Below are 25,861 nucleotides of genomic sequence, written 5' to 3' on the forward strand. Positions count from 1 at the left end.
GGGATCGGTTACTACGCCGTATGCCCCAATGTCAGTGCCACCCCGCACCATGGAACGGAGACAACGCCGGCGCCTGGGAGGCCGCGCATCCCTGGAGCAGAGGAGCACATCTGAAGTGCACAACAACTTGATCTACATCACCGATGGGCGCGGCAAGATCGATGCCGTTCAGCTGAGTGACATCGAGTGGGCGCAGCTGGTCTCCGACAACCGCGACTCAACCCGTCGCCAGCTCGTAAAGTGCGCCTGGTGCTGGGAGGAGGACCGTGTCACCCATTGGATGAAGACCTACTCTCGCCATGACGGTGCTCGTGTGGTCTCCCACCAGCCCGGCGAGAGCGCCGATCACCCCTACCAGGCGTTGGAGAGCGACGAGCACAAGGCGTACTGCGATCGTGTTGAACGTGTGGGGGTGGCTGAAGGGTTTCTGGCTCAGCGTGAGGCCTGTGCCGACGACGGTCGCACGCGGTCCGATGTCCTCCTCGTCGGCAGTCAGCACGTCTCCTACGAAATGCAGCACTCACCGTTCAAACAGGGGTATGGGGCGACGGAGCGAACGCGTCGGTCCCTCGCCGCGAAGAGGGATGCAGTTGCCTGGCACACCGACAGTGCCATCATCGCTGGCGGCGCCAGAGTCGCCATGCTCCGCTCCAACCAGGCTCGTCTCCCCCAGATCGAGAATCCGCGGTATGAGCTGCGCATCCTCGGTGGGTACCGAAAGGTTCTCGTCTGGGAGTGCACCAGCCGCGAGGGGCATCGCTGCCCCCGGAAGCGCTACGCCGGCTGTGGTGCTACCCACGTCGACTCGCAGCCCGGGGCCATCACCCTTGACGACTTCATACGCCAGGCTCCCGCAGGCCTGGTGTTGCCCATCCGACCTCTGGAACGTAATGGCTTCTGGTCCTCGATCCGAGACTACGAGATCTGGGTAGATCACTACGGTGTGGCCAGCCGACCCGGCGGCCGCGGAGCGCCACAGCGCCAGTCCGAGCGGCGGGCGGACGGGCATTCGCGACGCACTGCGGCCGAAGACCATGCGCCCGCCGTGCCTCAGCAGCGCACCGATGCCTTCCAGGTCGTGACTGATGTCCCTGACAAGTTGATCAACCTGCAACGATCGGCCATGGGCGAGCATGCAAAGCTCGCCAGCCTCGATGGTGCGCCGTTCCACGCACAGTGGAAGGCGTGGCGCACAGCGGCAGAGAACTTCCACTCAGCGGTCACCGAGCATGCAGCGCGAGACGACGTGACCATGTCGCGGTACGAGGTGGAGCAGGCCGCCAAAAGCGCCGCACGACGCTCAGAGCAGGAGAGCTGAGGCGCTACTCCTCCGGGCACGGCGGGGCCGTCCCTGGGCCGTCGAAGGGCAGCCCACAGCAACCGAGAACGACCAATGACAGCCATTCGAGTGCAGGTCAACGCTGGGCATGCAGCCATCGCGGGAGGTCGCTCCAGGCCGACATCACTTCCTGCGCAACAAGCGCCAGGAGTGGGAGGAGTACCGCAGCGAGGTGACCGCGTTCGAATTGCGGAAGAACCTGCCGGTACTGTGAGGCGGGTCCGCGCCGACGCGGAGCCTTGAGTTCACCGAACGGCAACCCGGACGGTTCAAACCCGTCCACCGCCCTTTGTTATGACGATGTGATGACGGCGTCATAACAAACGGTTCTGCTCAAGGGTAGGTTCGATCGCCTGTTCCGGGGCGGTCACCGGCGTCGGCCGGTCGTCCCGGTGGCGACGAGCCCCGGATTCGGTGTCCGTAGGCGTCGGTGCACGTCTCGGGCGACGCCCTACGAGCAAGGAGATCCCCACGGTGCCCGTCCCTCGCATCGCGCACCCAGCAGAGCCCGCTCCGGAGGCGCCCCCGACGGCGTCCAGAACCCCGGACGGCGCACCAGGGGAAGGCGGGAAGCGGTCCGGACAGCCGACGGGCGGCTCCGGACTGCGACTGGACATCCAGGGCCTGCGCGCGGTCGCCGTGTCGCTCGTGGCGCTGTCGCACGCCGGGGTCACGCAGGTGGCCGGCGGTTATGTCGGCGTGGACGTGTTCTTCGTCATCTCCGGCTTCCTCATCACCTCGCTGATGCTCCGTGAGCACAGCCGCCAGGGCCGGATCTCGCTGGGCCGCTTCTACGCCCGCCGCGCGCTGCGGCTGCTGCCCGCCTCCACGCTCGTCGTGGTGGCGACGCTGGCGGGCTCCTGGCTGTTCCTCGGCCCGCTGCGGTTCGCGGACTACGCCAAGGACGCCATCGCCTCCGCCTGGTACGTCGTCAACTTCCGGCTCGCCGACGCCGGAACGGACTACTTCAACACGGACGTGCCGCCGTCCCCCTTCCAGCACTTCTGGTCGCTGGCGGTGGAGGAGCAGTTCTATCTGATCTGGCCCATCGTCCTGATCGTCGCGCTGAAGCTGTTCCGCCGCCGGGCGCTGCTGGGGCTGCCGCTGCTCGCGCTGGCCGCCGGCTCCTTCGCGGTGAACCTGCATCTCACCGAGACCGCCCCCTCCTGGGCGTACTTCGGTTCCCAGGGCCGTATCTGGGAGCTCGCGGTGGGCGCGCTGCTCGCGCTGGTGGCCGACCGGCTCGACGACATCCCGCGCCCGGTCGCCGTGGTGGTCAGCTGGGCGGGCATCGCCGCCATCGCCTACGCGGCCGTGATGTTCGACGACAGCACCGTCTTCCCCGGCCACAACGCCGTGATCCCGGTGTTCGGTGCCGCCGCCGTGCTGGCCTGCGGTGCGGCGGGCGGCCGCTGGGGCGCGGGCGCGCTGCTGTCGCTGCGGCCCATGGTGTGGGTCGGCGGCATCTCGTACGCCTGGTACCTGTGGCACTGGCCGCTCATCCTGATCGTCCCGGCGGCGGCCGGGTTCGGCGAGCACGACGGGCCGCTGCGGCTGATCGCCGCGCTGTGCGGCATCCCGCTGGCCTGGCTGACGCTGCACCTGGTCGAGAACCCGATGCGTTTCCACCGCGCCTTCAAGGCCCGGGCGGGCCGGGGTCTGGTCTTCGGCCTGGGTCTGTCGGCGGTGGCCGCGTCCCTCGCGGTGCTCGCCGTGCAGTTCCCGCCGAGCCTGGCCGAGGGCGGGGCCCGGCAGAACACCAGGGAGGCGCTCGCCCAGGCCTCCGACCCGCGCGCCGAGCTGACGAAGCTGCTGGCGCAGAAGGTCGACAAGCTCCCCTCCAACCTGACGCCGAGCATGCGCGACACGGCGTACAAGCGGTCCGCGGTCTACACCGACGACTGCGCGCTGACGATGACCGACAAGGTGCAGACGCAGCCGTGTCTGTACGGCGACACGAAGGCGGAGCGCACGGTCGTCCTGTTCGGCGACTCGCATGTCGCGCAGTGGTTCCCGGCACTGGACGCGATCGCGAAGGAGCACCACTGGCGGCTGTACTCGTTCACCAAGAACGCGTGCAAGGTCTCGCAGATCACCATCGAGTGGAACAAGGGCCCGTACTCGACGTGTGACGACTGGCGTGCCGCCACCATCGACAAGATCCTGAAGATGAAGCCCGAGCTGGTCCTCACGTCCAGCTCCAACTCGGCGAAGCTGTGGGGCGACGGCGACACCGCCGAGGCCTGGGGCAAGGGCCAGGCGGAGACCTACCGGATGCTGCACAAGGGCGGCGTCCAGGTGGCGACCCTGCTGGACACGCCCTGGCCGAAGAACAACGCGGTCGACTGCGCCAACGCCAACTCCGGCGACCTCGGCGCCTGCGCCCGCGACCGCTCCGAGGCCGACCCCAAGCCGGACGTCACCAAGGCCATCCGCGCGGCCGCGACCGCCGAGGACGTGCCCACCATCGACCCCTACGACTGGGTCTGCGCCCCGTCCGGCAACTGCCCGATCGTCGTCGGCAACACGATGGTCTACCGCGACTACGGCCACCTCGCCGACGGCTACGTCGAGGCCCTCACTCCCGTCGTGGAGCAGGAACTGCTCCGCCTGTTCGGCGACGACCTGAGCAAGCGGCCAGGGGCCTGAAGCCTGGGAGTTTTCGACCGGGGCCCGCTGCCGTACGTCTCCGCGTACGGCAGCGGGCCCCGTCGTATGTCATGCCTTTGCGCGCGGGGGGTATGTCGCTCGAAACGTGCCCTGGAGAGGCCGGCCTCGTGCCACGCTCGCCGGGGGAACAGCCGCAGTGGGAAAGGGCGTAGGCCGATGAGCGACCCCGGTGAGGAGCCGCTGGAGGAGTGGGCCGCACGGCGGGAGCGGCGGCGGGCCGCTGAGCGGGAGGTTCCGGGGAGACGGCGGGTGGTGCCGCTCAGTGGCGGCGCACAGGGGTCCCACGTCGCGCCGGGCGCGCCTCGGCTGCTGCTGGAGTGGGACGGGACGGCCTGGGTCGGCGTCGGTGTCGCCGCGGATGCCGCCGCGGCCCGCGAGTTCCTCGGGCACCCTCCCGCGCCCGAGCCGGAGGCCGCTCCTGAGACGCGGGACCTCCCCCACCCGGGGCTAGGGCCTGTCTTCCGGATCACGCCGGCGTCGCGGGGCCTGGCACGCACATCTGCCGCGTTGTCGTCACTCGCCGACGCTCCGCGTCGACTCCCTCCTCCGCCTTGCAGCTGCACGCACCAGACCCCGCTCGACCCCGCCAGGAGGCGGAAGCGCCTCGCAGCCGGCCTGATCCGGAAGACAGGCCCTAGGGCCGGGTCGGGCGCGTCACCGTAGAACGAGCTGAGACTCCGGCGGGGGCGCTACCGCGCAACAACCTCAGACCCCGGCCACGGGCGCTACCGCGTAACACCCGCACCCGGCCCCGACCCCCTCAGCCCCGTACCGCCTCCGCCTGCCGTCGCGACGAGCCCGCCACCAGGCGTTCATGGGCTCCGGCGAGGGCACCCCGGCGCCGGTCCACGCCGTAGGCGACCGCGGCCACGCCGAGGCCCAGGACGGCCAGGGCCGCGCCTGCGAGGGCCGGGGACGTCGCCCCGAACCCCGCGGCGAGTGCCAGGCCGCCGATCCAGGCGCCGCCGGCGTTGGCGAGGTTGAAGGCGGCCTGGTTGGCGGAGGAGGCGAGGGAGGGGGCGGCGGCTGCCTTTTCCATGACCATGAGCTGGAGGGGGGAGCCGGTGACGAACGCCGCCGTGCCCAGCAGGATCACCGCCAGCGCGGCCGTCCCCTGCGTGCGCATCAGCAGCGGGAACAGGCCGAGCACCGCGACCAGCGACGCGAGGCCGCCGAAGAGGGTCGCGCGCATGGCGTGGTCCGCCAGGCGGCCGCCGAGGAGGTTGCCCGCGGTGGCGCCGACGCCGAAGAGGGCGAGGAGCAGGGTCACGCTGGTGTCGGCGTAGCCCGCGGTGTCGGTGAGCATGGGGGTGATGTAGCTGTAGGCCGCGAAGAGCGCGCCGAAGCCCGCCACCGTCGTGCCGAGGGCCAGCCAGACCGGCACGGAGCGCAGGGTCGCCAGTTCGCCGCGCAGGCCCACCTGCGGAACGCCCTCGCCCTTCTCCGCCGGGATGAGCAGCGCCAGCGACGCGATCGCCGCCAGGCCGATCGCCGAGACGGCGAGGAAGGTCGCCCGCCAGCCCAGGTGCTGGCCCATGAGGGTGGCTGCGGGGACGCCGACGACGTTGGCCACCGTGAGGCCGAGGAACATCAGGGACACCGACCGGGCCCGGCGCTCGGGCGCGACCAGGCCGGTCGCCACGACCGCGCCGACGCCGAAGAACGCGCCGTGCGGCAGGCCGCTCAGGAACCGGGCCGCCAGCAGTGCGCCGTTGCCCGGCGCCAGTGCGGACAGGGCGTTGCCCACGACGAACAGCGCCATCAGCGCGATCAGCACCGTACGGCGGGACATGCGTGCGGTGGCCGCGGCCAGCAGGGGTGCGCCGATGACGACGCCGAGGGCGTACGCCGAGACCAGGTGGCCCGCGGTGGGAAGGGAGATGTCCAGGTCGGCGGCCACGTCGGGCAGCAGGCCCATCATGACGAACTCGGTGGTGCCGATGCCGAAGGCACCCACGGCGAGGGCGAGCAGGGCCAGGGGCATGAAGGGCCTGTGCCTTTCAGGGAGAGGTTCTTATGTTCTCTTGCGGAACAAAGTCTCTCAGGCCCAGTATTCCGATCGCGTACCGGCCGTGTACCAGGGGGTTAATCCGAGGAGGCCAGCCGGACCCGGGCCGCCACCGGCAGGTGGTCGCTGCCGGTCTCGGGGAGGGTCCAGGAGCTGACCGGCTCGATGCCGCGGACCATGATCTGGTCGATGCGCGCCATCGGGAACGACGCCGGCCAGCTGAAGCCGAAGCCACTGCCCGCCGCGCCCTGCGTGGAGCGCATCTGCGCGGTGACGGCGTTGAGCGAGCGGTCGTTCATCGTGCCGTTGAGGTCACCGAGCAGCAGCACCTTGTCCAGCGGCTCGTCGGCGATGGCCTCGCCCAGCGCGTCGGCGCTCTTGTCGCGCTGCCGGGCGGTGAACCCGGCCTCCAGCTTCACCCGCACCGAGGGCAGATGCGCGACGTAGACCGCGGCCTGTCCGCCCGGCGCGGCCACCGCGGCCCGCATCGCGCGGGTCCAGCCCAGCTTGATGTCGACGGGCCTGACCCCGCTCAGCGGGTACTTGCTCCACAGCCCGACCGTGCCCTGCACGGAGTGGTACTTGTACGCCGGCGCCAGCGCCTTCTCGTACACCGGCACCGCGCCCTGCGTCAGCTCCTCCAGCGCGACGACGTCCGCGCCCGAGGCCGCCACCGCGCGGGCCGTGCCCTCGGGGTCGGAGTTGTCGGCGTTGACGTTGTGCGTGGCCACGGTCAGGTCGCCGCCGGCCGCGGCCTTGTCGGTGAGCAGCCCGCCGAAGAGGTTCAGCCACACGATCAGCGGCATCAGCAGCGCGATCAGCGCGGTGGCCGACCTGCGCACCAGCGCGAGCACCAGGAGGAGAGGGATGAACACGCCGAACCACGGCAGGAAGGTCTCCCCCAGGCTGCCGAGGTTGCCGATCCGGTTCGGGATCTGCGCGTGCAGCAGCATCACCAGGGCCAGCAGCACCCCGAGGGCCGCCACCACGATGCCCCGGCGCCAGATCCGCGGGTCCCCGCGCCAGCCGTCGAACAGCCGGTGGACCAGGCGCCGAAGCCGAGAGCCGCGGTGCTCGGGCCCCGAGCCGCCGTTGTCCGTCTCCGTTGCGTACGCCTGTTGCGCCATACCGTCGCCTCGCTACCTGCCGTGCACACCGTCGTCCCCCGCCTACGACCCTAGGGGATGATCGGCTCCGTTCCTGCCGTGCATGACGGTGCCGGTGGTGGCCGCGGTTTCCGTCGGGTTCCCTTGTGACGAAACGCGCACATTCGCACCCCGGGACGCGCACATGCGCACCCCGGGCCGGCGTGCTCCTCGCCACCCGGGGGCGGTCTGGCCCTCGTCCGGGCGAGGTGCCACCATGGAGGTGGTCCGGGGACGCCGTGAGGGCGCCTCGAGATGACGTAAGGAGCCGTTGCAATGACGCAGCTTTCGGCTGCCCAGACTGCACAGGCAGGCACCTCCGACGGCAGCAAGGCGCTGTACGGAGGAAAGGGCACCCGCCGCATCACCGTCCGCGACATCGCCCTCGCCAAGGAGCGGGGCGAGAAGTGGCCCATGCTCACCGCCTACGACGCGATGACCGCGTCCGTCTTCGACGAGGCCGGCATCCCGGTGATCCTCGTCGGCGACTCGGCGGGCAACTGCCATCTGGGCTACGAGACCACCGTGCCCGTCACCCTCGACGAGATGACCATGCTGTCCGCGGCCGTCGTCCGCGGCACCCGGCGCTCGCTGATCGTCGGCGACCTGCCCTTCGGGTCGTACCAGGAAGGCCCGGTCCAGGCCCTGCGCTCGGCCACCCGGCTGGTGAAGGACGCCGGCGTCCAGGCGGTCAAGCTGGAGGGCGGCGAGCGGTCGTACGACCAGATCCGGCTCCTGGTGGAGGCCGGCATCCCCGTCATGGCGCACATCGGCCTGACCCCGCAGTCGGTCAACGCCATGGGCTACCGCGTCCAGGGGCGTGGCGAGGAGGCGGCCCAGCAGCTGCTGCGCGACGCGAAGGCCGTGCAGGACGCCGGCGCGTTCGCGGTGGTCCTGGAGCTGGTGCCGGCCGAGCTGGCCGCCGAGGTCACGCGCACGCTGCACATCCCGACCGTCGGCATCGGCGCCGGCGCCGAGACGGACGCGCAGGTGCTGGTGTGGACCGACATGCTCGGGCTGACCGGTGGCCGGGTGCCGAAGTTCGTGAAGAAGTACGCCAACCTGCGTGAGGTCATGGGCGACGCGGTGAAGGCCTTCGCCGAGGACGTCGTCGGCGGAACGTTCCCGCTGGAGGAGCACTCCGTCCACTGAGCCGCCCGGACACCGAGCCACTGCGGTACGACACAGCCCCGCCGATCTTCCCCCGTCGGCGGGGCTGTTCCGTGCCCGGACCCGGGCTGTCGGCGCCCTGTCGGTGGCTGTCGGCGAGCTGTAGGCGGTTTGTCGGTCGGCCCTGACACCGTCTTGGACATGACGCGAATCGAGAAGAAGCCCGCGGCGACGGGCGCCGCCGTCTCCGTGCGGGGGCTGGTGAAGCACTACGGCGAGACCAAGGCACTGGACGGTGTCGATCTGGACGTGCGCGAGGGGACCGTGATGGGGGTGCTCGGGCCGAACGGCGCCGGGAAGACCACCCTCGTACGCATCCTGTCGACGCTGATCGCCCCGGACGCCGGACAGGCGACGGTGGCCGGCTACGACGTCGTGCGCCAGCCCCGGCAGCTGCGCCGGGTGATCGGCCTCACCGGGCAGTACGCCTCCGTGGACGAGAAGCTGTCCGGCTGGGAGAACCTCTATCTGATCGGCCGGCTGCTGGACCTGTCCCGCAAGGACTCCCGGGCCCGTGCCGACGAGTTGCTGGAGCGGTTCTCGCTGACGGAGGCCGCGAAGCGCCCGGCGTCGACGTACTCCGGCGGTATGCGCCGGCGGCTCGACCTGGCCGCGTCGATGATCGGCCGCCCCGCCGTGCTCTACCTCGACGAGCCCACCACGGGCCTGGACCCGCGCACCCGCAACGAGGTGTGGGACGAGGTCAAGGCGATGGTCGGCGACGGTGTGACGGTGCTGCTCACCACCCAGTACATGGAGGAGGCCGAGCAGCTCGCCTCCGAGCTGACGGTCGTCGACCGGGGCCGGGTCATCGCCGGCGGCGGCATCGACGAGCTGAAGTCCCGGGTCGGCGGACGCCGGCTGCGCATCCGGCCGGCCGACCCGCTGCGGCTGCGCGAGCTCGCCCGCGCGCTGGACGAGCTGGGCATCACCGGCCTCGCGACCGCCGACGTCGACACGCACAGCGGCTCGGTGCTGGTGCCCGTGCTCAGCGACGAGCAGCTCACCGCCGTCATCGGCGCGGCCGTCGCGCTCGGCATCACGCTCGCCTCCGTCACCACCGAACTGCCCAGCCTGGACGAGGTGTTCCTGAGCCTCACCGGCAGGCGGGCCGAGACCCCGATCCCCACCCAGTCCACCGACGCCCGCGAGGAGGTCGCCGTATGAGCGCCGTATCCGCTGTGACCGCTGCCGCCGACACCCGTATCCCGCTGCGGGCCCATCTGCGCCACACAGGCGCCCTGGTGCGCCGCAATCTGCTGTGGATACGGCAGGACCCGGAGTCGACGTTCGACGCGGTGCTGTTCCCGGTCATCTTCACGCTGCTGTTCGTGTACGTCTTCGGCGGCTCGATCGGGCAGTCGCTGGGCGGCGGGCAGCAGGCGTACGTGCAGTACGTCGTGCCCGGCCTGATGGCGATGATGGGCATGAACATCGCGCAGGGCGTGGGCACCGGCTTCAACCAGGACTTCAACACCGGTGTCATGGACCGCTTCCGGTCCCTGCCGATCGGGCGCGGCTCGGTGCTGTTCGCGAAGATCGCGGTGGAACTGCTGCGGATGCTGTTCGCGACGACCGTCCTGCTGATCGTCGGTGTGCTGGTGGGCTTCGACATCACCAACTGGCCCGGTCTGTTCGCCTCGGTGGGCCTGTCGATGGTGTTCGGCTCGGCGCTGATGTGGGTGTTCCTGCTGCTGGGCGTCATCATGAAGAGCGCGCAGTCCGTGCAGGCGATGGGCTTCCTGGTGCTGATGCCGCTGCAGTTCGGCTCGTCGATCTTCGCGCCGACCCAGTCGATGCCGGGCTGGCTGCAGAACTTCACCGACTACAACCCGCTGTCCGCGCTGGCCGACTCCGCGCGCGGGCTGATGGTGGGCGGCCCGGTCGCGCACGACCTGTGGGTGACGCTGGCCTGGTCGGTGCTGCTGACCGTGACGATGGCGCCGGTGGCGGTCCACAAGTTCCGTACCAAGAAGTGAGTCGTGCGGCTCACACCAGGGCGGTGGCCTCCTCGGGGGAGAGGCCACCGCCCTCGGCGTACGCCGTGTCGTAGGCGGTCTCGCCCAGTACGGCCCGTGCGGCGGACTCGGCCCGTGCGCGCACGGCGCGCTCCACCAGGGAGGGAACATGACCGGGAGGCAGTGCGGCGTCGGCCGCGCCCAGACAGCGGGCGGCGTCGGCGGCCCGGCGGCCCTGCTCGTGCTCGGCGAGGACGACCGCGGCGACGGCCAGATACGCGGACCGCGTGGTCGGCCGGATGGCCTGGGACAGCGGGTCGGCCGCCTTCTCCAGGGCGCTTCGGACCCCTCGCAGGCCGTCCTCGTACCGTCCGTCGAGCACGTCCAGCCAGGCCTCGGCGCCCAGGATGAACGCGTCGAAGACCGCGAAGTGGGCCAGCCGGAACTCCTCGCGAAGCAGCCGAAGTTGCTCACGCGCCTCGGCGGTGCGGCCGGTCACGCTGAGCTGGCCGGCGAGGAACAGCCGCGCGGCGGGCATGCCCTCGCTGAGGGCGCCGTCGTGATCGGCGATCACCTCGCGCAGGATGCGCTCGCCGCGCTCGGGCTCCCCGGCCTCCAGCAGGGCGCTGCCGAGCCGGGCGGCGAGCACCGCGATATGGGCGCGGGCCCCGAGCCGTTCGGCGTAGCCGCTCGCCTCCTGGTAGTCGGCGACGGCGAGCGCGAAGTCGCCGCGGACCTCGTGGGTCTCGCCGCGCGCGGAGAGGGCCTCGGCGTAGCCCCAGTCGTCGCCGAGGCGGCGGAAGATCTCCAGTGCCTCGTCGGCGTCGCGGGAGGCGTCGGCCGCCCATTGGGTGTGGTTGGCGCGGAAGTTGGCGCGCATCTGGAGGCTGACCGCGAGTTCCCACTCGAAGCCGGGGGTGCCGCGGCAGGTCTCCACGCAGGCGTCGACGATCGTGAACAGCCGGTCCATGTCGCCGGTCAGCATCACGGCGTAGAACCACAGCATGCCGGGGATACGGCAGGTCTGCGGCTGGCCCGGCTCGTAGGCGGCCGCGATGAGCCGCAGCTTCGCCTGGCCCTGCGGGGTGCTCCAGGTGTCCTGGTCGGCGTCCATGCAGGCGAGGTGTGCCAGGTGGACGCCGCGGCGGGCCTCGGTGAGCAGTTCGCCGGTCAGCGGCGGGGGCGCGGCCGTGCAGGACTCCCACACGGGGGCGGCCCGGCGCAGGGGTTCGGCGAACGGGTCGGGGCCCAGGGTCATGACCTCGGCGCACCAGTGGCGGGCCTCCTGGCGCAGGTCGCGCATCTGCCAGTACAGGGCCAGCGACAGCACCAGGACGAGGCCCTCCTGCTCGTCGCGCTCGGCGACGGCGTGCCGCAGGGCGGTGCGCAGGTTCTCGTACTCCAGCTCCAGCAGGGCGATGGCGGTGCGCTGGCCGGAGCCGCGCAGCAACGGGTCGGCGGTGCGGGCGAGTTCGCGGTAGTGGGTGAGGTGGGCGCGTTCGGCTGCGGCGCGCTGTCCTGCCTCCTGAAGGCGTTCGCGGGCGTACTCGGCGACCGTCTCCAGGAGCCGGTAGCGCATCTCGCCGTTCGCCGAAGGGGCCGCCACCACCAGGGACTTGTCGACGAGCTGGCCGAGCACGTCCAGGGCGGCGGGCCCGCACACGGCCTCGGCGGCGGCGAGGTCGCAGCCGCCGGCGAACACGGACAGGCGGCTGAGGACGTCGCGTTCGTCGGCGTCGAGCAGTTCCCAGGACCAGTCGACCACGGCACGGAGGGTCTGCTGGCGGGGCAGGACGGTACGGCTGCCGGTGGTCAGCAGCCGGAAGCGGTCGTCGAGGCGGTCGGCGATCTGCCGCAGGGTGAGCATCCGCAGTCGGGCGGCGGCCAGTTCGATGCCGAGCGGCAGGCCGTCCAGGCGGCGGCAGATCTCGGCGGCGGCCTCCGGGTCCTCCTCGGGGCTGAAGCCGGGCCGGGCTGCGGCGCCGCGGTCGGTGAGCAGCCGCAGCGCGTACGGCTCGGGCAGCGGCTCGACCGGGCGCAGCACCTCGCCGGGCACTCCCAGCGGTTCCCGGCTGGTGGCCAGCACGGTCAGGCCGGGGCAGCGGGTGAGCAGTTCGTCCACGAGGCGCGCGGCGGCGTCGACGACGTGCTCGCAGTTGTCGAGGACGATCAGCAGTCTGCGCCTGCCGCAGTGTTCGGCGAGCCGGGTGACGGCGTCGTCGTGATGCGGGTCGCCGACGGCGGCCCGGATGCTCTCCGCCCCGGCGCCGTACAGCACGGTCTCGCGCGCCCCGATCGCCGTCAGGACCGCCTCCGGCACCGCCGCCGGGTCGTCCACCGGCGCCAGCTCCGCCAGCCACACCCCGTCGGGCGCGAGGTCGGCCACCCCCTCGGCGGCCTCCTGCGACAGCCGCGTCTTCCCGGCCCCGCCGGGCCCGAGGAGCGTCACGAGCCGCGCGGCGCCGAGGTCCTGCCGAATGGCGACGAGATCGTCCTCGCGCCCGACGAAGGAGGTGAGCCGGGCGCGGAGGTTGCCTCGGGGGCGGGGAGGGGCGGTCCCGTTGGTGGGGGCGGTCCCGGTGGTGGCGGCGGTCCCGTTGGTGGGGGCGGTCCCGGTGGCGGGGGCGGTCCCGGTGATGGGGGCGGTTCCGGTGATGGGGGCGGTTCCGGTGACCGGGCCGGTTCCGGTGACCGGGCCGGTTCCGGTGCCGGGCGTGGTCCTAGGGGCATGAGCCGGTGCAGGCCCCTGGTCCAGGAGCTCTGTGTGCAGGGTGCGGAGTTCCGGGCCCGGGTCGGTGCCGAGGGCGTCGGCGAGGAGGCGGCGTACGGCGTCGTAGGCGGCGAGGGCCTCGGCGGTGCGGCCGGTGGCGCGCAGGGCGCGGAGGCGGAGGGCCTGGAGGGGTTCGTCGAGGGGGTGGGTGTCGCAGAGGGCGGTCAGCTCGGGCAGCGCGCGGTCGGCGTGGCCGAGGGCGAGGGCTGCGGCGAGGCGGGCGCGGCGGGCGTCGAGGTGGAGGCGGTCGCAGCGGGCGGCCTCGGCGGTGCGGTCGGGCAGGTCGGCGAGGGCGGGGCCGCGCCACAGGGCGAGGGCGTCGTCGAGGACGCCGGCGGCCTTGGCGGGGTCGCCGTCGGCCAGGGCGCGCAGGCCCTCGCCGGTGAGCCGGTCGAAGCGGTGCAGGTCGATGTCGTCCGGGCAGGCGGCGAGCCGGTAGCCGCCGTCGGCCAGCACGACCGCGTCGGCGCCCAGCGCCCTGCGCAGGCGTCCGACCAGCGCCTGGAGGGCGCCGGTGGCGTCGGCGGGCGGGTCACCGGCCCACACCTCGTCCACCAGCAGCCCGGCCGGCACGACCCGGTCGGGGCGCAGCGCGAGCACGGTCAGCAGGGCACGCAGCCGCGCCCCGCCGACCGGGACAGGGGTGCCGTCGGGGCGGAGGGCCTGGGTGGTGCCGAGGATGCGATAGCGCACGGGAGCCATTCTCTCCGGTGAGGTGGGGGCCGGGTCACGGGGTTTTGCGGCGAGGCTCGCTGGAAGTGGGCCTCTTTTCTCAGGAACCCTCCGCCGTTCCCGGGACGTTGTCCCTGTACGCCCGGTACGGTCGGGCACCCAAGCCGCCCGAGCACGGAGGTGTCCCGCCCCATGACCACCGCCACCAGTCGGCACAGCGACCGGAGGATCAGCCCCGTCTTCGCGGGGATCGCGGCCGTGACGGCGGTGACCGGCTGGGCCACCTGGACCGGGTTCGCCGAGCAGCCGGGCCTGGCCGTGTTCCTGTTCGTGACGGCGGCGTGGATCGTCTCGCTGTGTCTGCACGAGTACGCGCACGCGCGCACGGCCCTGCACAGCGGGGACATCTCGGTGGGCGCGAAGGGCTATCTCACCCTGAACCCGCTGAAGTACACGCACGCGCTGCTGAGCATCGTCCTGCCGGTGCTGTTCGTGATCATGGGCGGGATCGGCCTGCCCGGCGGCGCGGTGTTCATCGAGCGGGGCCGGATCAGAGGCCGCTGGCGGCACAGCCTGATCTCGGCGGCGGGCCCGCTGACGAACGTGGCGTTCGCGCTGGTGTGCACGGCCCCGTTCTGGCTGGACGCGCTGGACGGCGTGCCGCGGGACTTCCGCTTCGCGCTGGCGTTCCTCGCGCTGCTCCAGGTGACGGCGGCGATCCTGAACTTCCTGCCGGTGCCGGGCCTGGACGGCTACGGCGTGATCGAGCCCTGGCTGTCGTACAACGTGCGGCGGCAGGTGGAGCCGCTGGCGCCGTTCGGGCTGCTGATCGTGTTCGCGCTGCTGTGGATCCCGTCCTTGAACAACGCGTTCTTCGACGTGATCGACGCGATCCTCAGAGGTCTCGGGATCAGCGACTTCGACACGTACTGCGGTTACGACCTGTACCGCTTCTGGCGCGGCACCGACGAGATCTGCTCGGTCAGCCCGTGACGGACTTCCTGACCTTCTCGCGCTTGAGGTAGTACCAGGTCATGTTGGACGACAGGCCCGCGATCAGCACCCAGACGATCCCGAGGAAGCTGCCCTGCACGAAGGAGACGACGGCCGCGGCGGCGGCGAGGAGGCAGACGATCAGGGCGTAGAGGGCGAGGCGGGGCATGAGGGGCTCCTGGAGGGGGACACTGCTGTGCTGCTGATGCCCACCAGTGTCCCCCATGGGCTCATACGTCCGTGACGCGGAGCCCCGCGTGCGCCTTGTAGCGGCGGTTCACGGAGATCAGGTTGGCGACCAGCGACTCGACCTGGTGGGCGTTGCGCAGCCGGCCGGCGAAGACGCCGCGCATGCCGGGGATGCGGCCGGCCAGCGCCTGGACGATCTCCACGTCGGCGCGCTCCTCGCCGAGGACCATCACATCGGTGTCGATCTGCTCGATCTCGGGGTCCTGGAGCAGGACGGCCGACAGATGGTGGAAGGCGGCCGTGACCCGGGAGCCGGGCAGCAGGGCGGCGGCCTGCTCGGCGGCACTGCCCTCCTCCGGCTTGAGGGCGTAGGCGCCCTTCTTGTCGAAGCCGAGCGGGTTGACGCAGTCGACGACCAGCTTCCCGGTCAGTTCCTCGCGCAGCGACTGAAGGGTCTTGGCGTGGCCGTCCCACGGCACGGCGACGATCACGATGTCGCTGCGCCGGGCGGTCTCGGCGTTGTCGGCGCCCTCGATGCCCTGGCCGAGTTCCTCGGCGGCGGCCTGTGCGCGGTCGGCGGCCCGCGAGCCGATGATCACCTTCTGGCCGGACCGGGCGAGCCGGTAGGCGAGGCCCTTGCCCTGCGGTCCGGTTCCGCCGAGCACGCCGACGACGAACCCGGAGACATCGGGCAGGTCCCAGGGGTCCTTGGCGGGGGCCTTCTGTGCAGCACTGTCGGTAGAGGTCATGCGCCCGACTCTACGTGCGCGTGTGCGGACCCCGTCCTGCGCTCAGGGGCGAGGGCGCCCCGGTTCGGGCGAATTCCGGCCGAACCGCGGGCCGGGGAAGGGCGGTTGGGGCAGGATGCGGGCGCATGGACGCCGTACGGGTCGCGTTGTTGCGCGAAGTGCTCGCCGGGACCGAATGGCCCGCCGCCACCCGCAGGTTCGCGGGGGTGCTGCGCGGGTCGGTGGTGTCGCACGGGGGCGGGCTGCTGGTGGTGGGGACGCCGGAGTACGAGCCGTGGCATCTGGCGGCGCACCTGGTGGACGAGGCCGCCTGGTCGGGCACGCCGGAGCTGGCGCCGACGCTCGTACGGCATGCCGCGCGCCCGTCCGACCCCGCACACCTCGCGGTCGGACTCGGCCGCATCGAGGCGGCGGGGCGCGGGGAGACACTGCTGGTGGTGGCCCCCGACGAGCACGCGGGCCTGCTGGAGCGGGTCCACGGCGCCCGCCGGGCCGGCGCGACGGTCCTGGCCCTGGGCACAGGCGGCGGCGACCTGGAAACCATGGCCCACGAGGCCCTCCCGGTCCCCGAGGGCGCCGAGCTGGACCTGGACAGCGTCCAGCACCTGGTCAGCGCGGCCGCAGGCGAGAACGCGGCCCCACTGCCGCGTGCCCGCCGCCGCTTCAGGGACCGCCTGTCGAGGCTCGCCGAGACCTTGACGGCGCCCCCACCCACGGCCTGGTAGCGCCCCCTCAAGGGGCGCGGGGCCGTGTCGTTCAGCGGCTCCGCCGCGGGGCACGACCAGCCACAGCGGCCCCGCAGCCGCCGACGGCGTCCAACGGACTCCACGGCCCGCGCGGGCTGTCGCAAAAACTCGGTTGCACCCCGTCTCACGCCCCACCGACCATGACCTCTCGTGACCGGCCACCGCTCGTTCCTCCCCGACCTCACCCCCTGGCGAGCCTCCCGAGACTTCCGGCTGCTCTGGATCTCAGGCGCGATCTCCAACTTCGGCAGCTTCCTGACGTTCGTCGCGCTGCCCGTGCAGATCAAGGAGCTGACGGAGTCGACCGCGGCGGTCGGCGCGATCGGCGCGGTGGAGCTGATCCCCCTCATCGTCTTCGGCCTGTACGGCGGCGCCCTCGCCGACGCGCTCGACAAGCGCGGCCTGATCGTGTGGACGGAGGCCGGTCAGGGCGTGCTCAGCGCGATTCTGCTGGTCAACGCGCTGCTGCCGGAGCCGGCGGTCTGGCCGCTGTACCTCGTGGCGGCACTGTCCTCCGCGCTGGTCAGCGTGCAGCGGCCCGCGCTGGACTCGCTGTGGCCGCGGATCGTCGCGCATGAGCAGCTGCCGGCCGCGGCCTCGCTGAACTCGCTGCGCTGGACGGTCGGCGGGGTGGCGGGCCCGGCGCTGGCCGGTGTGGTGGTGGCGTACGCGGGGCTGGGCTGGGCGTACGCGGCGGACCTGGTGACCTTCGTCGTGTCGGTGGTGCTGATCCTGCCCCTCGCCTCCTCCCCCGCGGCGCGCGAGGCCGCGAAGCCCTCGCTCAGGGCGATCGCGGAGGGCGCCCGGTACGCCTGGAGCCGCAAGGAGCTGCTCGGCACCTATGCCGTGGACCTGGCGGCGATGTTCCTGGCGATGCCGCTGGCGGTGCTGCCGTTCCTCGCGGACGAGCTGGACGCCGAGTGGGCGCTGGGGCTGATGTACGCGACGGTGCCGCTGGGCTCGCTGCTGGTGAGCGTGACGAGCGGCTGGACCGGGCGGATCCACCGGCACGGGCGGATGGTGGTGCTGGCGGCCGCGCTGTGGGGCGTGTCGATCGCGGCGGCCGGGCTGTGCGGGAACGTCTGGCTGGTGCTGCTGTTCCTGACGGTCGCCGGCGGCTGCGACATGGTCAGCGGGATCTTCCGCGGAGTGATGTGGAACCAGACGATCCCCGACGAGCTGCGCGGCCGGCTCGCGGGGATCGAGCTGCTGTCGTACTCGGTCGGGCCGACCCTCGGCCAGGTCAGGTCGGGCGGGTTCGCCGCATGGTGGGGCGTGCGGGCGTCGGTGTGGTCCGGCGGGCTGCTGTGCGCGGGAGCGGTGGGGCTGCTGGCGCTGTGCCTGCCGAAGCTGATGACGTACGACGCCCGCACGGACGAGCACGCGGCGCGGGTGCGGGAGCAGCGGGAGACGGCCGCCGCGGCCCGGACCCGGGCCCCCGGACCTGATCAGTCCTCGTCGGTGGCCTGACCCGTGGGCGCGTCGTGCCAGCGCGGGTCGTTCTCCCACTCCAGGTTGCGCTCGCGGGCGGTCGCCATGGCGTGCTCGGCCTCCGCGCGGGTGGTGTAGGGGCCGAAGCGGTCCTTTGCGGGGCATTCCGGCCCCTCCTCGACCTTCTTGTGCTCCAGGCAGTAGTACCACTCGCCCGGCTTGCCGACGGTGCGCTTCTTGAACAGGGCCATGACCGGCTCCTTTCGCCACGGACATGGTCCCCCATGACCGCTGTCTTAGACTCGCTGGCATGTCTGGCCAGTCGCTGCTCGTACCAGGGGAGCTCTCTCCCACCCGTTCCGTACCCGGAAACATCCGGCGCCCCGAGTACGTCGGCAAGCCGGCGCCGACGCCGTACACCGGCCCGGAGGTGCAGACGCCCGAGACGATCGAGGCGATGCGCCGCGCGGGCCGGATCGCCGCGCGGGCGATGGCCGAGGCCGCGAAGATCATCGCACCCGGTGTCACCACGGACGAGCTGGACAGGGTGGCGCACGAATACCTGTGCGACCACGGCGCCTACCCGTCCACGCTCGGCTACCGGGGCTTCCCCAAGTCGCTGTGCACCAGCGTCAACGAGGTCATCTGCCACGGCATCCCGGACTCGACGGTGCTGCGCGACGGCGACATCGTCAACCTGGACGTCACGGCGTACATCGGCGGGGTGCACGGCGACAACAACGCGACCTATCTGGTGGGTGACGTCGACGAGGAGAGCCGGCTGCTGGTGGAGCGCACCCGCGAGTCGCTCACCCGTGCGATCAAGGCGGTCAAGCCGGGCCGGCAGGTCAATGTCATCGGCCGGGTCATCGAGTCGTACGCCAAGCGGTTCGGGTACGGGGTGGTGCGGGACTTCACAGGTCACGGCATCAACTCGTCGTTCCACTCGGGCCTGATCATCCCGCACTACGACAGCCCGCACGCGACGACGATCATGCGGCCGGGGATGACGTTCACGATCGAGCCGATGCTGACGCTCGGCACCCATGAGTACGACATGTGGGACGACGGCTGGACGGTCGTGACGAAGGACCGCAAGCGGACGGCCCAGTTCGAGCACACGCTGGTGGTCACGGAGTCGGGAGCGGACATCCTCACCCTGCCGTAGGCTCTTACCGACAGATTGTCGGATATTGCACCGGTATGGGTGATCCGTATGGATCCGGAGTCCTTCTCCCCCCGCTCCTCCCTCTCCCCTTTCTCCACCGTCATCCGCACCGCGTCCCAGGAGCAGCACGCGCAGGCGGAGAGCTCGACGTTCATGAGCGACCTGCTCGGCGGCCGGCTCGGTGTGGACGCGTACGCGCGCTACACCGAGCAGCTGTGGTTCGTGTACGAGGCTCTGGAGGCGGGTGCCGAGCGGCTGGCGGCCGATCCGGTCGCGGGGCCGTTCATCCGGCCCGAGCTGTTCCGGCTCGGGTCCCTGGAGCGGGACCTGGAGCATCTGCGCGGGCCCGGCTGGCGGGCGGGGCTGAGCGCACTGCCGGCCACGCGCGCGTACGCGGACCGGGTGCGGTACTGCGCCGGGCGCTGGCCCGGCGGCTATGTCGCCCACCACTACACCCGCTACCTCGGCGATCTGTCCGGCGGGCAGATCATCCGCGACAAGGCCGAGCGGACGTGGGGGTTCGCGCGCAAGGGCGACGGCGTGCGGTTCTATGTGTTCGAGCAGATCCCCAACCCGGCGGCGTTCAAGCGGAGTTACCGGGAGCGGCTGGACTCTGTCGTGGCGGACGAGGTGGAGAGACAGCGGATCGTCGCGGAGTGCCAGAACGCGTTCGCTTTGAACACCGCGGTGTTCAGGGCGCTGAAGGCGGAGTACCCGCTGTCGGCGTGAGCGCTGCCGTCGATCCGGTGCGGCGCCGTTGGGGCTGGTCGCGCAGTTCCCCTCACCCCTGACCCAACTGCCCTTCAGCGCTCCAGAAGGACCCGCCCGCCGATCTCCACCCATCCGTACGGCTGAGGTGCCGTCAGGAGCTGGGAGCCCTTGCCCTGGGTGATGTTGAGAGCCCGGTCCAGTTGGGCGGTCAGCAGCAGCGCCGCCGCGCCGGTCGCCTCGTCCTCGTCGATGCCGTCGTCCCGGCCGGGGAACGCCCGGGCGCGCACGCGGCCCGCGGCCTCGTCCTCCCAGGCCCAGGCGTAGATCCACTCACCCTTGGGCGGCACCGGCAGGGCGTCCACCTCGGCGGCCGTGGCGTACTGACGCAGCGTGCGCGGGGGCGCCCACTCCGCACGGGCCTCGATCCAGCTGAACTCGCCGTCCTGGCGGGCGCCCACCGTCCCGGCCGGGGTGACCAGTTCGGGCACGTCCAGCAGCCAGGCCGTGCCGACGCAGGGGTGACCGGCGAAGGGCAGCCGCAGCGTGGGCGTGTAGATGTCGACGACTCCGCGCTCGGGGTCGTCGACGAACACGGTCTCGCTGAAGCCGAGCTTGGCGGCGAACGCCTGGCGGTCCTCGCGCTCGGGCAGCAGCGAGCCCTCGCGGACGACACCCAGTTCGTTGCCGTATCCGCCGTTCGGCGCACAGAAGACGCGCAGCACGTCGTAGTCAGTCACCGGGGAATTCAATCATCGGCCGCCACGAGAGGATCACACCGCCGCCCTTGGCTGTTTCTTGACCTTCCCATGGTGTGCGGTTTGGGCCGGCGTGATCAGGCCGTGCTCATACAGCGTCGATGAGAGCTGAATCACCGTTCGCTTGGGTATCACACAGGTAAGGCTCAGATAAGTTAGGCGAGCCTACCCATGCCGAAGTGACGTGGGTCACGTAGATTTTCCGCCACTCGTCTGGAGTTCGTATGCGTGCCGTCCGCCTCTCCGTCGCGACCGCCGCCGCCACCGCGGCGGCCCTGACCGCCGTCACGGGCTGCACCGAGAAAAGCAAGGGCGACGCGAGCGCGGACAACGTCATCACCGTGACCGCCACCGACGACAAGTGCGAGGTGTCGAAGAAGGAGGTGCCCGCCGGGCACCTCGAACTCGCCATCGAGAACAAGGGCTCGAAGGTCACCGAGGTCTACGTCCTGTTCCCGGACGACCGTGTGGTCACCGAGCGCGAGAACATCGGCCCCGGCACCAAGCAGCGGGTCACCGCCGAGGTGAAGGCCGGTGACTACCAGATCGCCTGCAAGCCCGGCATGAAGGGCGACGGCATCCGCCAGGACATCAAGGCCACCGGCGGCGGCGCCGCGGCCAAGCGCGACCCGCGCCTCGACAAGGCCGTGGCCGCCTACCGTGCCTACGTCCAGGCGCAGGCCGACGAGACGCTGCCGCTCGCCGAGAAGTTCGCGGCGGCCGTCGAGGACGGCGACCTGAAGGCCGCCCAGGCCGCCTACGCCCCCTCCCGCATCGGCTGGGAGCGCACCGAGCCGGTCGCCGAGTCCTTCGGCGACATCGACCCCAAGGTCGACGTCCGCGAGGACGGCCTGGAGGACGGCCAGGACCCGGCCACCGACTGGACCGGCTGGCACCGCCTGGAGAAGGCACTGTGGCAGGACAAGAAGATCGGCGACCGTGAGAAGCAGCTCGCGGACCTGCTCGTCAAGGACCTGAAGGACTGGCAGAACCGGGTCGGCAAGGCCGAGATCACCCCCACCTCCATGGCCAACGGCGCCAAGGAACTGCTCGACGAGGTCGCCACCGGCAAGGTCACCGGCGAGGAGGAGCGCTACTCGCACACCGACCTCGTCGACTTCAAGGCCAACGTCGAGGGCGCCGAGAAGTCCTACGCGCTGCTCAAGCCGGTCGCCCAGGAGAACGACGCGAAGCTGACCGCCGAGCTGGACAAGCAGTTCACCGCGCTGAACGGCCTGCTGGACAAGTACCGCCCGAACAAGACCTCGTACGAGTTCACCTCGTACGACAAGGTCGGCAAGGCCGACCGCAAGGAGCTGTCGGACGCGGTGAACGCGCTCGCCGAGCCGCTCTCCCAGCTCGCCGCCGCTGTCGTGAAGTGAACGAGGGGCAACCGGACATGACCGACACGGACAGCACCCAGGCCGCCATCCCGTCCCGGCGTTCGCTGCTCGGCTGGGGCGGTGCGGGCCTCGCGCTCGGCGCCGTCGCGGCCGGCGGGGCCGTCGCCATGACCCGTACGGGCAACGACGTCGACCCCGCGGGCGCCGAGGCGGGCGCCGCGATCGACTTCCACGGCGCCCACCAGGCGGGCATCTCCACCCCGGTCCAGGACCGGCTGCACTTTGCCGCGTTCGACGTGAAGACGGACGACCGCGCCGAGTTCGTGCAGCTGCTCAAGGACTGGACCGAGGCCGCCCGCCGGATGACGGCCGGACAGGCCGTCGGCGAGGGCGCGTACGGCGGGCTCGCCGAGGCGCCGCCGGACGACACCGGCGAGGCCCTCGGCCTCAAGCCGTCCCGGCTGACCCTGACGATCGGTTTCGGGCCCTCGCTGTTCGCGAAGTTCGGCCTGGCCGACCAGCGCCCCGACGCCCTGATCGACCTGCCGAAGTTCGCCGGCGACAACCTCGACCCGGCCCGCAGCAACGGCGACCTGTGCATCCAGGCCTGCGCCGACGACCCGCAGGTCGCGGTGCACGCGATCCGCAACCTGGCCCGCATCGGCTTCGGCAAGGTCGTCATCCGCTGGTCCCAGCTCGGCTTCGGCAAGACCTCCTCCACGACGCCCGAGGCGCAGACCCCGCGCAACCTGATGGGCTTCAAGGACGGCACCCGCAACATCGCGGGCACCGAGACGGACCGGCTGGAGAAGTTCGTCTGGGTCGGCGAGAAGGAAGGGCCCGACTGGATGGCCGGCGGCTCCTACCTGGTCGCCCGCCGCATCCGCATGCACATCGAGACCTGGGACCGCACCTCCCTGCAGGAGCAGGAGGACATCTTCGGCCGCGACAAGGGCGAGGGCGCCCCGGTCGGCAAGGCCAAGGAGCGCGACGAGCCGTTCCTGAAGGCGATGAAGCCCGACGCGCACGTGCGGCTCGCCCACCCCGACTCCAACCACGGGGCGACGATCCTGCGCCGCGGCTACTCCTTCACCGACGGCACCGACGGCCTGGGCCGGCTGGAGGCGGGCCTGTTCTTCCTGGCGTACCAGAAGGACGTCCGCAAGGGCTTCGTGCCCGTGCAGCGCAACCTGGCCACGGACGCGCTCAACGAGTACATCCAGCACGTGGGTTCCGCGGTCTTCGCGATCCCGCCCGGCGTCCGCGACAAGGACGACTGGTGGGGCCGGACGCTGTTCGCGAAGGAGGCCTGAGGCGTGTTCTCCAACTACCTCATCGGGCTGCGCGAGGGCCTGGAGGCCAGCCTCGTCGTCTGCATCCTGATCGCCTACCTCGTCAAGACCGGCCGGCGTGACGCCCTCAAGCCGATCTGGACCGGCATCGGCGTCGCCGTCGCGCTCGCCCTCGGCTTCGGCTGCGCCCTCGAATTCGGCTCCCAGGAGCTGACGTTCGAGGCGCAGGAGATGCTCGGCGGGACGCTGTCGGTCATCGCGGTCGGCCTGGTGACCTGGATGGTCTTCTGGATGCGGCGCACCGCCCGGCATCTGAAGGCCGAACTGCACGGCAAGCTCGACTCGGCCCTGAGCACCGGCACGGTCGCCCTGGTCGTCACCGCCTTCCTCGCCGTCGGCCGGGAGGGCCTGGAGACCGCCCTGTTCGTGTGGACGTCCGTGCGCGCGGCCGGCGACGGCTCCCCGCGCCCGCTGATCGGTGCCGGACTGGGCCTGGCCACCGCGGTGTTCCTGGGCTGGCTGTTCTACCGGGGCGCGCTGCGCATCAACCTGGCGAAGTTCTTCACCTGGACCGGCGGCATGCTCGTCGTGGTCGCCGCGGGCGTCCTCGCGTACGGCTTCCACGACCTGCAGGAGGCCGACTTCCTGCCCGGCCTGACGGACAAGGCGTTCGACATCAGCGGCGCGATCCCGCCGGACAGCTGGTACGGCACGCTGCTGAAGGGCATCTTCAACTTCCAGCCCGATCCGACCGTCCTCCAGGTCACGGTGTGGCTGCTGTACCTGATCCCGACGCTCGCGCTGTTCCTCGCCCCGGTAGGGTTCGCCTCCGGGAAGGGGAAGGTGAAGGAGCCCGATGAGCAGGGATCGCAGCCGTCTGAGGCTTCGCAGGCGTGACCGGAACGGCGTCATAGCGGCCACGCTGACCGCTTTGTCGCTGACCTTGAGCGGATGCGTGGTGGTGCACGGGGAGCGCGAGGTGCTCCCGGCCGCCACGCAGTCCGAGGCCGCCAAGGCACTTGAGGACTTCACGGCCGCCTACAACGCGGCCGACAAGGCCTACGACAGCTCGCTGGACGCCGGCCGTGTCACCGGCGCCCTCGCCGACATCGACGGGGCCCGGCTGAAGGCGGGCCACGCCAACCACCCCGACGGCAACGCGAACCACACGCCGCTGGAGCTGACGGACGCGAAGTTCACCATCGTCGAGAAGGCCGGCTGGCCGCGCTGGTTCCTCGCCGACGCCAAGGGCAACAAGGGCGGCGACGCCCGCTGGCTGCTGGTCTTCACCCGCGACAAGCAGGACGCCCCCTGGGAAGTGGCCTATCTGACGCTGGTCGCGCCGGGCTCCGTCCCCGACCTGAAGAAGGACGCCGACGGCCATGTCGAGGCCGTCCCCGCCGACTCGCCCGAACTGGCCATCGCCCCGAAGAACCTGAGCCAGGACTACGCCTCCTACCTCCAGGACGGCGACACCGTCTTCGCCGACGGCACGCACACCTCCGAGTGGCGCGAACTGCGCGACAAGAACGCCCAACGCCCCGGTCTCGCCCGGCAGTACATCGACGAGCCCCTGTCCGGGGGCGACTACGCCCCGCTCGCGCTGCGCACCGCCGACGGGGGCGCGCTGGTCTTCTTCGCCACGCGCCACTTCGAGAAGCAGACCGCGGCCACGGGCACGAGCGTGCCGACCCCTGGCGACGACGTCCTGGCCCTGACGACCGGGGAGATCAAGCAGTCCCTGACGATGGAGTTCGTCTCCAACGAGGTGGTCCTGGACCCGAAGAAGGGGGCCGAGGTGGAGATGCTGGGGAGGATCCAGGGCTTGACGGGGGCCAAGGGCGAGTGACAACGCCCCAGGGGCGCGGGGCTGTATCGATGTGCGGCTCCGCCGCGTGGGCGCGACCAGCCACGACGGCGGGCGCGTGAACACACAACGGTCGAAGCTACGGTCAGTGCCGCAGAGGCCAGGCCGCAGGCACATGCCCCGTGTGCCGGGCACACGCATCGGTGAGGTGCTCCAGCAGCGTCAGGGGGTCCGGCAGGGCGTACTCCAGGCCCCGCACCCAGTGGACGCTGCGGTCGTCACCGGGAAGTCGCGCGGGCGGCACCAGCACATACGACCCCCGGCAGTGCCACCGCAGCCCAGGATGCTCGTCCATCGTCTCGGGGTGACAGTCCAGCTCGCACGGCCACCACTCGTCCTCGTCCTCAGGGGTGCCACGCGTCAGCGTGAAGAAGAGCATGCGGCCGTCGTCGCTCTCGGCGACCGGGCCGACGTCGATCCCCGCCGCGAGCAGCCCGGCCAGGGCCTCGCGGCCGGCCTCCAGGGGGACGTCGAGGACGTCGTGGGTCATGCCGGTCGCGGTGATGAAGTTGGCCTGCGGCTGATGGCGGGCCCAGCGCTCGATCTGGGCGCGGTCGGTGGTGGACTGCGTCTGCCAGGCGAACGACACCGGGTGCCGTGCGGGGGTGGGACAGCCCACGCGGTCGCAGGAACAGCGGTAGCCGGGGGCGGGGTGCGCGGCGGGCGCGAGCGGCAGGCCCGCTGCGGCGGCGGCGAGCAGCAGGGCCTCACGGCCGCCGTCACCGGCGGTCTCGGGGCCGCTTCTGCGCAGCCACTGGGTGAGTTTGCCCCGCAGGCCGGTCAGGCCACCGAACTCCCCGCTCATCTATCCCCTCGCCCTCGCTGTGGTGCGGACAGCATGCCTCATGGTCCCACCATCCTGCGCCCCGGGGGGCCGGAGCCGAC

The 25,861-nt window shown here is 71.6% G+C and carries 23 protein-coding genes and 1 pseudogene; 16 read left to right on the forward strand and 8 right to left on the reverse strand.

Translation table 11 applies throughout. The features are described from left to right. The first annotated feature begins 115 nt into the window (after positions 1-115). The 4 genes and pseudogenes from ACIQ6Y_RS09040 to ACIQ6Y_RS09055 all read left to right on the forward strand — a co-directional run bounded on the left by ACIQ6Y_RS09040 (position 116) and on the right by ACIQ6Y_RS09055 (position 4,672). Positions 116-1,318, forward strand: a complete 1,203-nt coding sequence (locus ACIQ6Y_RS09040; RefSeq protein WP_404034713.1) for a hypothetical protein — start codon at positions 116-118, stop codon at positions 1,316-1,318. A gap of 148 nt (positions 1,319-1,466) precedes the next feature. Next, a pseudogene (locus tag ACIQ6Y_RS09045) lies at positions 1,467-1,553 on the forward strand (glutamine synthetase); the annotation flags it as partial. 260 nt (positions 1,554-1,813) lie between these two features. Beyond that, on the forward strand, positions 1,814-3,988 hold the full coding sequence (locus ACIQ6Y_RS09050) for an acyltransferase family protein (protein WP_404034715.1): 2,175 nt from the start codon (positions 1,814-1,816) through the stop codon (positions 3,986-3,988). A gap of 177 nt (positions 3,989-4,165) precedes the next feature. Further along, the gene (locus tag ACIQ6Y_RS09055; protein ID WP_404034717.1) at positions 4,166-4,672 is read left to right on the forward strand and encodes a DUF6087 family protein; all 507 of its coding nucleotides are present in this window, start codon (positions 4,166-4,168) and stop codon (positions 4,670-4,672) included. A gap of 97 nt (positions 4,673-4,769) precedes the next feature. On the opposite strand, the gene ACIQ6Y_RS09060 is transcribed toward ACIQ6Y_RS09055, so the two are convergent. Both ACIQ6Y_RS09060 and ACIQ6Y_RS09065 read right to left on the reverse strand, forming a co-directional pair. Then, positions 4,770-5,993, reverse strand: coding sequence for an MFS transporter (locus ACIQ6Y_RS09060; RefSeq protein WP_404034719.1), 1,224 nt, complete (start codon positions 5,991-5,993; stop codon positions 4,770-4,772). Between the two features lie 101 nt (positions 5,994-6,094). Continuing rightward, positions 6,095-7,144, reverse strand: a complete 1,050-nt coding sequence (locus tag ACIQ6Y_RS09065; RefSeq protein ID WP_404034721.1) for an endonuclease/exonuclease/phosphatase family protein — start codon at positions 7,142-7,144, stop codon at positions 6,095-6,097. A gap of 294 nt (positions 7,145-7,438) precedes the next feature. Here ACIQ6Y_RS09065 and panB point away from each other — a divergent pair, with 294 nt between their 5' ends. From panB to ACIQ6Y_RS09080, 3 genes are all read left to right on the forward strand, one after another. Continuing rightward, entirely contained in the window at positions 7,439-8,314 is an 876-nt protein-coding gene (gene panB / locus ACIQ6Y_RS09070; protein ID WP_404034723.1) for a 3-methyl-2-oxobutanoate hydroxymethyltransferase, read from the forward strand. Positions 8,315-8,473: 159 nt separating this feature from the next. Continuing rightward, on the forward strand, positions 8,474-9,499 hold the full coding sequence (locus ACIQ6Y_RS09075) for an ATP-binding cassette domain-containing protein (protein ID WP_404034725.1): 1,026 nt from the start codon (positions 8,474-8,476) through the stop codon (positions 9,497-9,499). Continuing rightward, positions 9,496-10,311, forward strand: coding sequence for an ABC transporter permease (locus tag ACIQ6Y_RS09080; protein ID WP_404034727.1), 816 nt, complete (start codon positions 9,496-9,498; stop codon positions 10,309-10,311). The genes ACIQ6Y_RS09075 and ACIQ6Y_RS09080 overlap by 4 nt, the downstream gene beginning before the upstream one ends. Positions 10,312-10,321: 10 nt before the next feature. On the opposite strand, the gene ACIQ6Y_RS09085 is transcribed toward ACIQ6Y_RS09080, so the two are convergent. After that, complete coding sequence (locus ACIQ6Y_RS09085; protein ID WP_404034729.1) at positions 10,322-13,762, reverse strand: AfsR/SARP family transcriptional regulator; 3,441 nt, start codon at positions 13,760-13,762, stop codon at positions 10,322-10,324. A gap of 162 nt (positions 13,763-13,924) precedes the next feature. Between ACIQ6Y_RS09085 and ACIQ6Y_RS09090 the strand changes: the two genes are divergently transcribed. Next, positions 13,925-14,725: a site-2 protease family protein gene (locus tag ACIQ6Y_RS09090; RefSeq protein ID WP_404034731.1), complete on the forward strand. Its 801-nt coding sequence runs from the start codon at positions 13,925-13,927 to the stop codon at positions 14,723-14,725. Here ACIQ6Y_RS09090 and ACIQ6Y_RS09095 read toward each other — a convergent pair. Continuing rightward, a complete protein-coding gene (locus ACIQ6Y_RS09095) occupies positions 14,715-14,894 on the reverse strand; it encodes a hypothetical protein (protein ID WP_404034733.1) in 180 nt (59 codons plus the stop codon). The genes ACIQ6Y_RS09090 and ACIQ6Y_RS09095 overlap by 11 nt on opposite strands. Before the next feature lie 61 nt (positions 14,895-14,955). Then, positions 14,956-15,663 carry an NADPH-dependent F420 reductase gene (gene npdG / locus ACIQ6Y_RS09100; protein WP_404034735.1) on the reverse strand — a complete coding sequence of 236 codons (708 nt, stop codon included), beginning with the start codon at positions 15,661-15,663 and terminating at the stop codon, positions 14,956-14,958. 125 nt (positions 15,664-15,788) lie between these two features. On the opposite strand from npdG, the gene ACIQ6Y_RS09105 reads away from it, so the two are divergent. Both ACIQ6Y_RS09105 and ACIQ6Y_RS09110 read left to right on the forward strand, forming a co-directional pair. Next, the gene (locus ACIQ6Y_RS09105) at positions 15,789-16,388 is read left to right on the forward strand and encodes a hypothetical protein (protein WP_404034737.1); all 600 of its coding nucleotides are present in this window, start codon (positions 15,789-15,791) and stop codon (positions 16,386-16,388) included. A gap of 171 nt (positions 16,389-16,559) precedes the next feature. Beyond that, positions 16,560-17,879, forward strand: a complete 1,320-nt coding sequence (locus ACIQ6Y_RS09110; RefSeq protein WP_404034739.1) for an MFS transporter — start codon at positions 16,560-16,562, stop codon at positions 17,877-17,879. On the opposite strand, the gene ACIQ6Y_RS09115 is transcribed toward ACIQ6Y_RS09110, so the two are convergent. Next, the gene (locus ACIQ6Y_RS09115; RefSeq protein WP_404034741.1) at positions 17,858-18,091 is read right to left on the reverse strand and encodes a hypothetical protein; all 234 of its coding nucleotides are present in this window, start codon (positions 18,089-18,091) and stop codon (positions 17,858-17,860) included. The two genes, ACIQ6Y_RS09110 and ACIQ6Y_RS09115, sit on opposite strands and share 22 nt — an antisense overlap. 59 nt (positions 18,092-18,150) lie before the next feature. Between ACIQ6Y_RS09115 and map the strand changes: the two genes are divergently transcribed. Then, the gene (map, locus tag ACIQ6Y_RS09120) at positions 18,151-19,008 is read left to right on the forward strand and encodes a type I methionyl aminopeptidase (protein WP_404034743.1); all 858 of its coding nucleotides are present in this window, start codon (positions 18,151-18,153) and stop codon (positions 19,006-19,008) included. 48 nt (positions 19,009-19,056) lie between these two features. Further along, complete coding sequence (locus ACIQ6Y_RS09125) at positions 19,057-19,737, forward strand: heme oxygenase (biliverdin-producing) (RefSeq protein WP_404034745.1); 681 nt, start codon at positions 19,057-19,059, stop codon at positions 19,735-19,737. 74 nt (positions 19,738-19,811) lie between these two features. Here the strand turns inward: ACIQ6Y_RS09125 and ACIQ6Y_RS09130 are convergent, their stop codons facing one another. Then, positions 19,812-20,456, reverse strand: a complete 645-nt coding sequence (locus ACIQ6Y_RS09130) for a PhzF family phenazine biosynthesis protein (protein WP_404034747.1) — start codon at positions 20,454-20,456, stop codon at positions 19,812-19,814. 242 nt (positions 20,457-20,698) lie between these two features. On the opposite strand from ACIQ6Y_RS09130, the gene efeO reads away from it, so the two are divergent. The 4 genes from efeO to ACIQ6Y_RS09150 are packed head-to-tail and all read left to right on the forward strand — an operon-like array spanning position 20,699 to position 24,958. Further along, positions 20,699-21,856 carry an iron uptake system protein EfeO gene (gene efeO / locus ACIQ6Y_RS09135; RefSeq protein WP_404034749.1) on the forward strand — a complete coding sequence of 386 codons (1,158 nt, stop codon included), beginning with the start codon at positions 20,699-20,701 and terminating at the stop codon, positions 21,854-21,856. Positions 21,857-21,873: 17 nt separating this feature from the next. Then, positions 21,874-23,130 (forward strand): iron uptake transporter deferrochelatase/peroxidase subunit, encoded by a 1,257-nt coding sequence (efeB, locus tag ACIQ6Y_RS09140; protein WP_404034751.1) that lies wholly within the window; start codon positions 21,874-21,876, stop codon positions 23,128-23,130. 3 nt (positions 23,131-23,133) lie between these two features. Continuing rightward, positions 23,134-24,006, forward strand: coding sequence for an iron uptake transporter permease EfeU (gene efeU, locus ACIQ6Y_RS09145; protein ID WP_404034753.1), 873 nt, complete (start codon positions 23,134-23,136; stop codon positions 24,004-24,006). Continuing rightward, positions 23,966-24,958 (forward strand): hypothetical protein, encoded by a 993-nt coding sequence (locus tag ACIQ6Y_RS09150; protein WP_404034755.1) that lies wholly within the window; start codon positions 23,966-23,968, stop codon positions 24,956-24,958. The genes efeU and ACIQ6Y_RS09150 overlap by 41 nt, the downstream gene beginning before the upstream one ends. 103 nt (positions 24,959-25,061) lie before the next feature. Here the strand turns inward: ACIQ6Y_RS09150 and ACIQ6Y_RS09155 are convergent, their stop codons facing one another. Then, the gene (locus tag ACIQ6Y_RS09155; protein ID WP_404034757.1) at positions 25,062-25,781 is read right to left on the reverse strand and encodes a bifunctional DNA primase/polymerase; all 720 of its coding nucleotides are present in this window, start codon (positions 25,779-25,781) and stop codon (positions 25,062-25,064) included. Positions 25,782-25,861: the final 80 nt, after the last annotated feature.

Origin of the sequence: Streptomyces sp. NPDC096205, from assembly GCF_044763135.1 — a bacterium.
In the GTDB taxonomy this organism is placed as follows: domain Bacteria; phylum Actinomycetota; class Actinomycetes; order Streptomycetales; family Streptomycetaceae; genus Streptomyces.

Coding starts and splice junctions, on each gene's coding strand:
- ACIQ6Y_RS09155 (WP_404034757.1), bottom strand. CDS start 25,781: ATGAGCGGGGAGTTCGGTGGCCTGACCGGCCTGCGGGGCAAACTCACC.
- efeB (WP_404034751.1), top strand. CDS start 21,874: ATGACCGACACGGACAGCACCCAGGCCGCCATCCCGTCCCGGCGTTCG.
- ACIQ6Y_RS09115 (WP_404034741.1), bottom strand. CDS start 18,091: ATGGCCCTGTTCAAGAAGCGCACCGTCGGCAAGCCGGGCGAGTGGTAC.
- panB (WP_404034723.1), top strand. CDS start 7,439: ATGACGCAGCTTTCGGCTGCCCAGACTGCACAGGCAGGCACCTCCGAC.
- ACIQ6Y_RS09060 (WP_404034719.1), bottom strand. CDS start 5,993: ATGCCCCTGGCCCTGCTCGCCCTCGCCGTGGGTGCCTTCGGCATCGGC.
- ACIQ6Y_RS09085 (WP_404034729.1), bottom strand. CDS start 13,762: ATGGCTCCCGTGCGCTATCGCATCCTCGGCACCACCCAGGCCCTCCGC.
- map (WP_404034743.1), top strand. CDS start 18,151: ATGTCTGGCCAGTCGCTGCTCGTACCAGGGGAGCTCTCTCCCACCCGT.
- ACIQ6Y_RS09090 (WP_404034731.1), top strand. CDS start 13,925: ATGACCACCGCCACCAGTCGGCACAGCGACCGGAGGATCAGCCCCGTC.
- ACIQ6Y_RS09080 (WP_404034727.1), top strand. CDS start 9,496: ATGAGCGCCGTATCCGCTGTGACCGCTGCCGCCGACACCCGTATCCCG.
- ACIQ6Y_RS09055 (WP_404034717.1), top strand. CDS start 4,166: ATGAGCGACCCCGGTGAGGAGCCGCTGGAGGAGTGGGCCGCACGGCGG.
- ACIQ6Y_RS09095 (WP_404034733.1), bottom strand. CDS start 14,894: ATGCCCCGCCTCGCCCTCTACGCCCTGATCGTCTGCCTCCTCGCCGCC.
- ACIQ6Y_RS09075 (WP_404034725.1), top strand. CDS start 8,474: ATGACGCGAATCGAGAAGAAGCCCGCGGCGACGGGCGCCGCCGTCTCC.
- ACIQ6Y_RS09150 (WP_404034755.1), top strand. CDS start 23,966: ATGAGCAGGGATCGCAGCCGTCTGAGGCTTCGCAGGCGTGACCGGAAC.
- ACIQ6Y_RS09105 (WP_404034737.1), top strand. CDS start 15,789: ATGGACGCCGTACGGGTCGCGTTGTTGCGCGAAGTGCTCGCCGGGACC.
- efeO (WP_404034749.1), top strand. CDS start 20,699: ATGCGTGCCGTCCGCCTCTCCGTCGCGACCGCCGCCGCCACCGCGGCG.
- ACIQ6Y_RS09065 (WP_404034721.1), bottom strand. CDS start 7,144: ATGGCGCAACAGGCGTACGCAACGGAGACGGACAACGGCGGCTCGGGG.
- ACIQ6Y_RS09125 (WP_404034745.1), top strand. CDS start 19,057: ATGGATCCGGAGTCCTTCTCCCCCCGCTCCTCCCTCTCCCCTTTCTCC.
- npdG (WP_404034735.1), bottom strand. CDS start 15,663: ATGACCTCTACCGACAGTGCTGCACAGAAGGCCCCCGCCAAGGACCCC.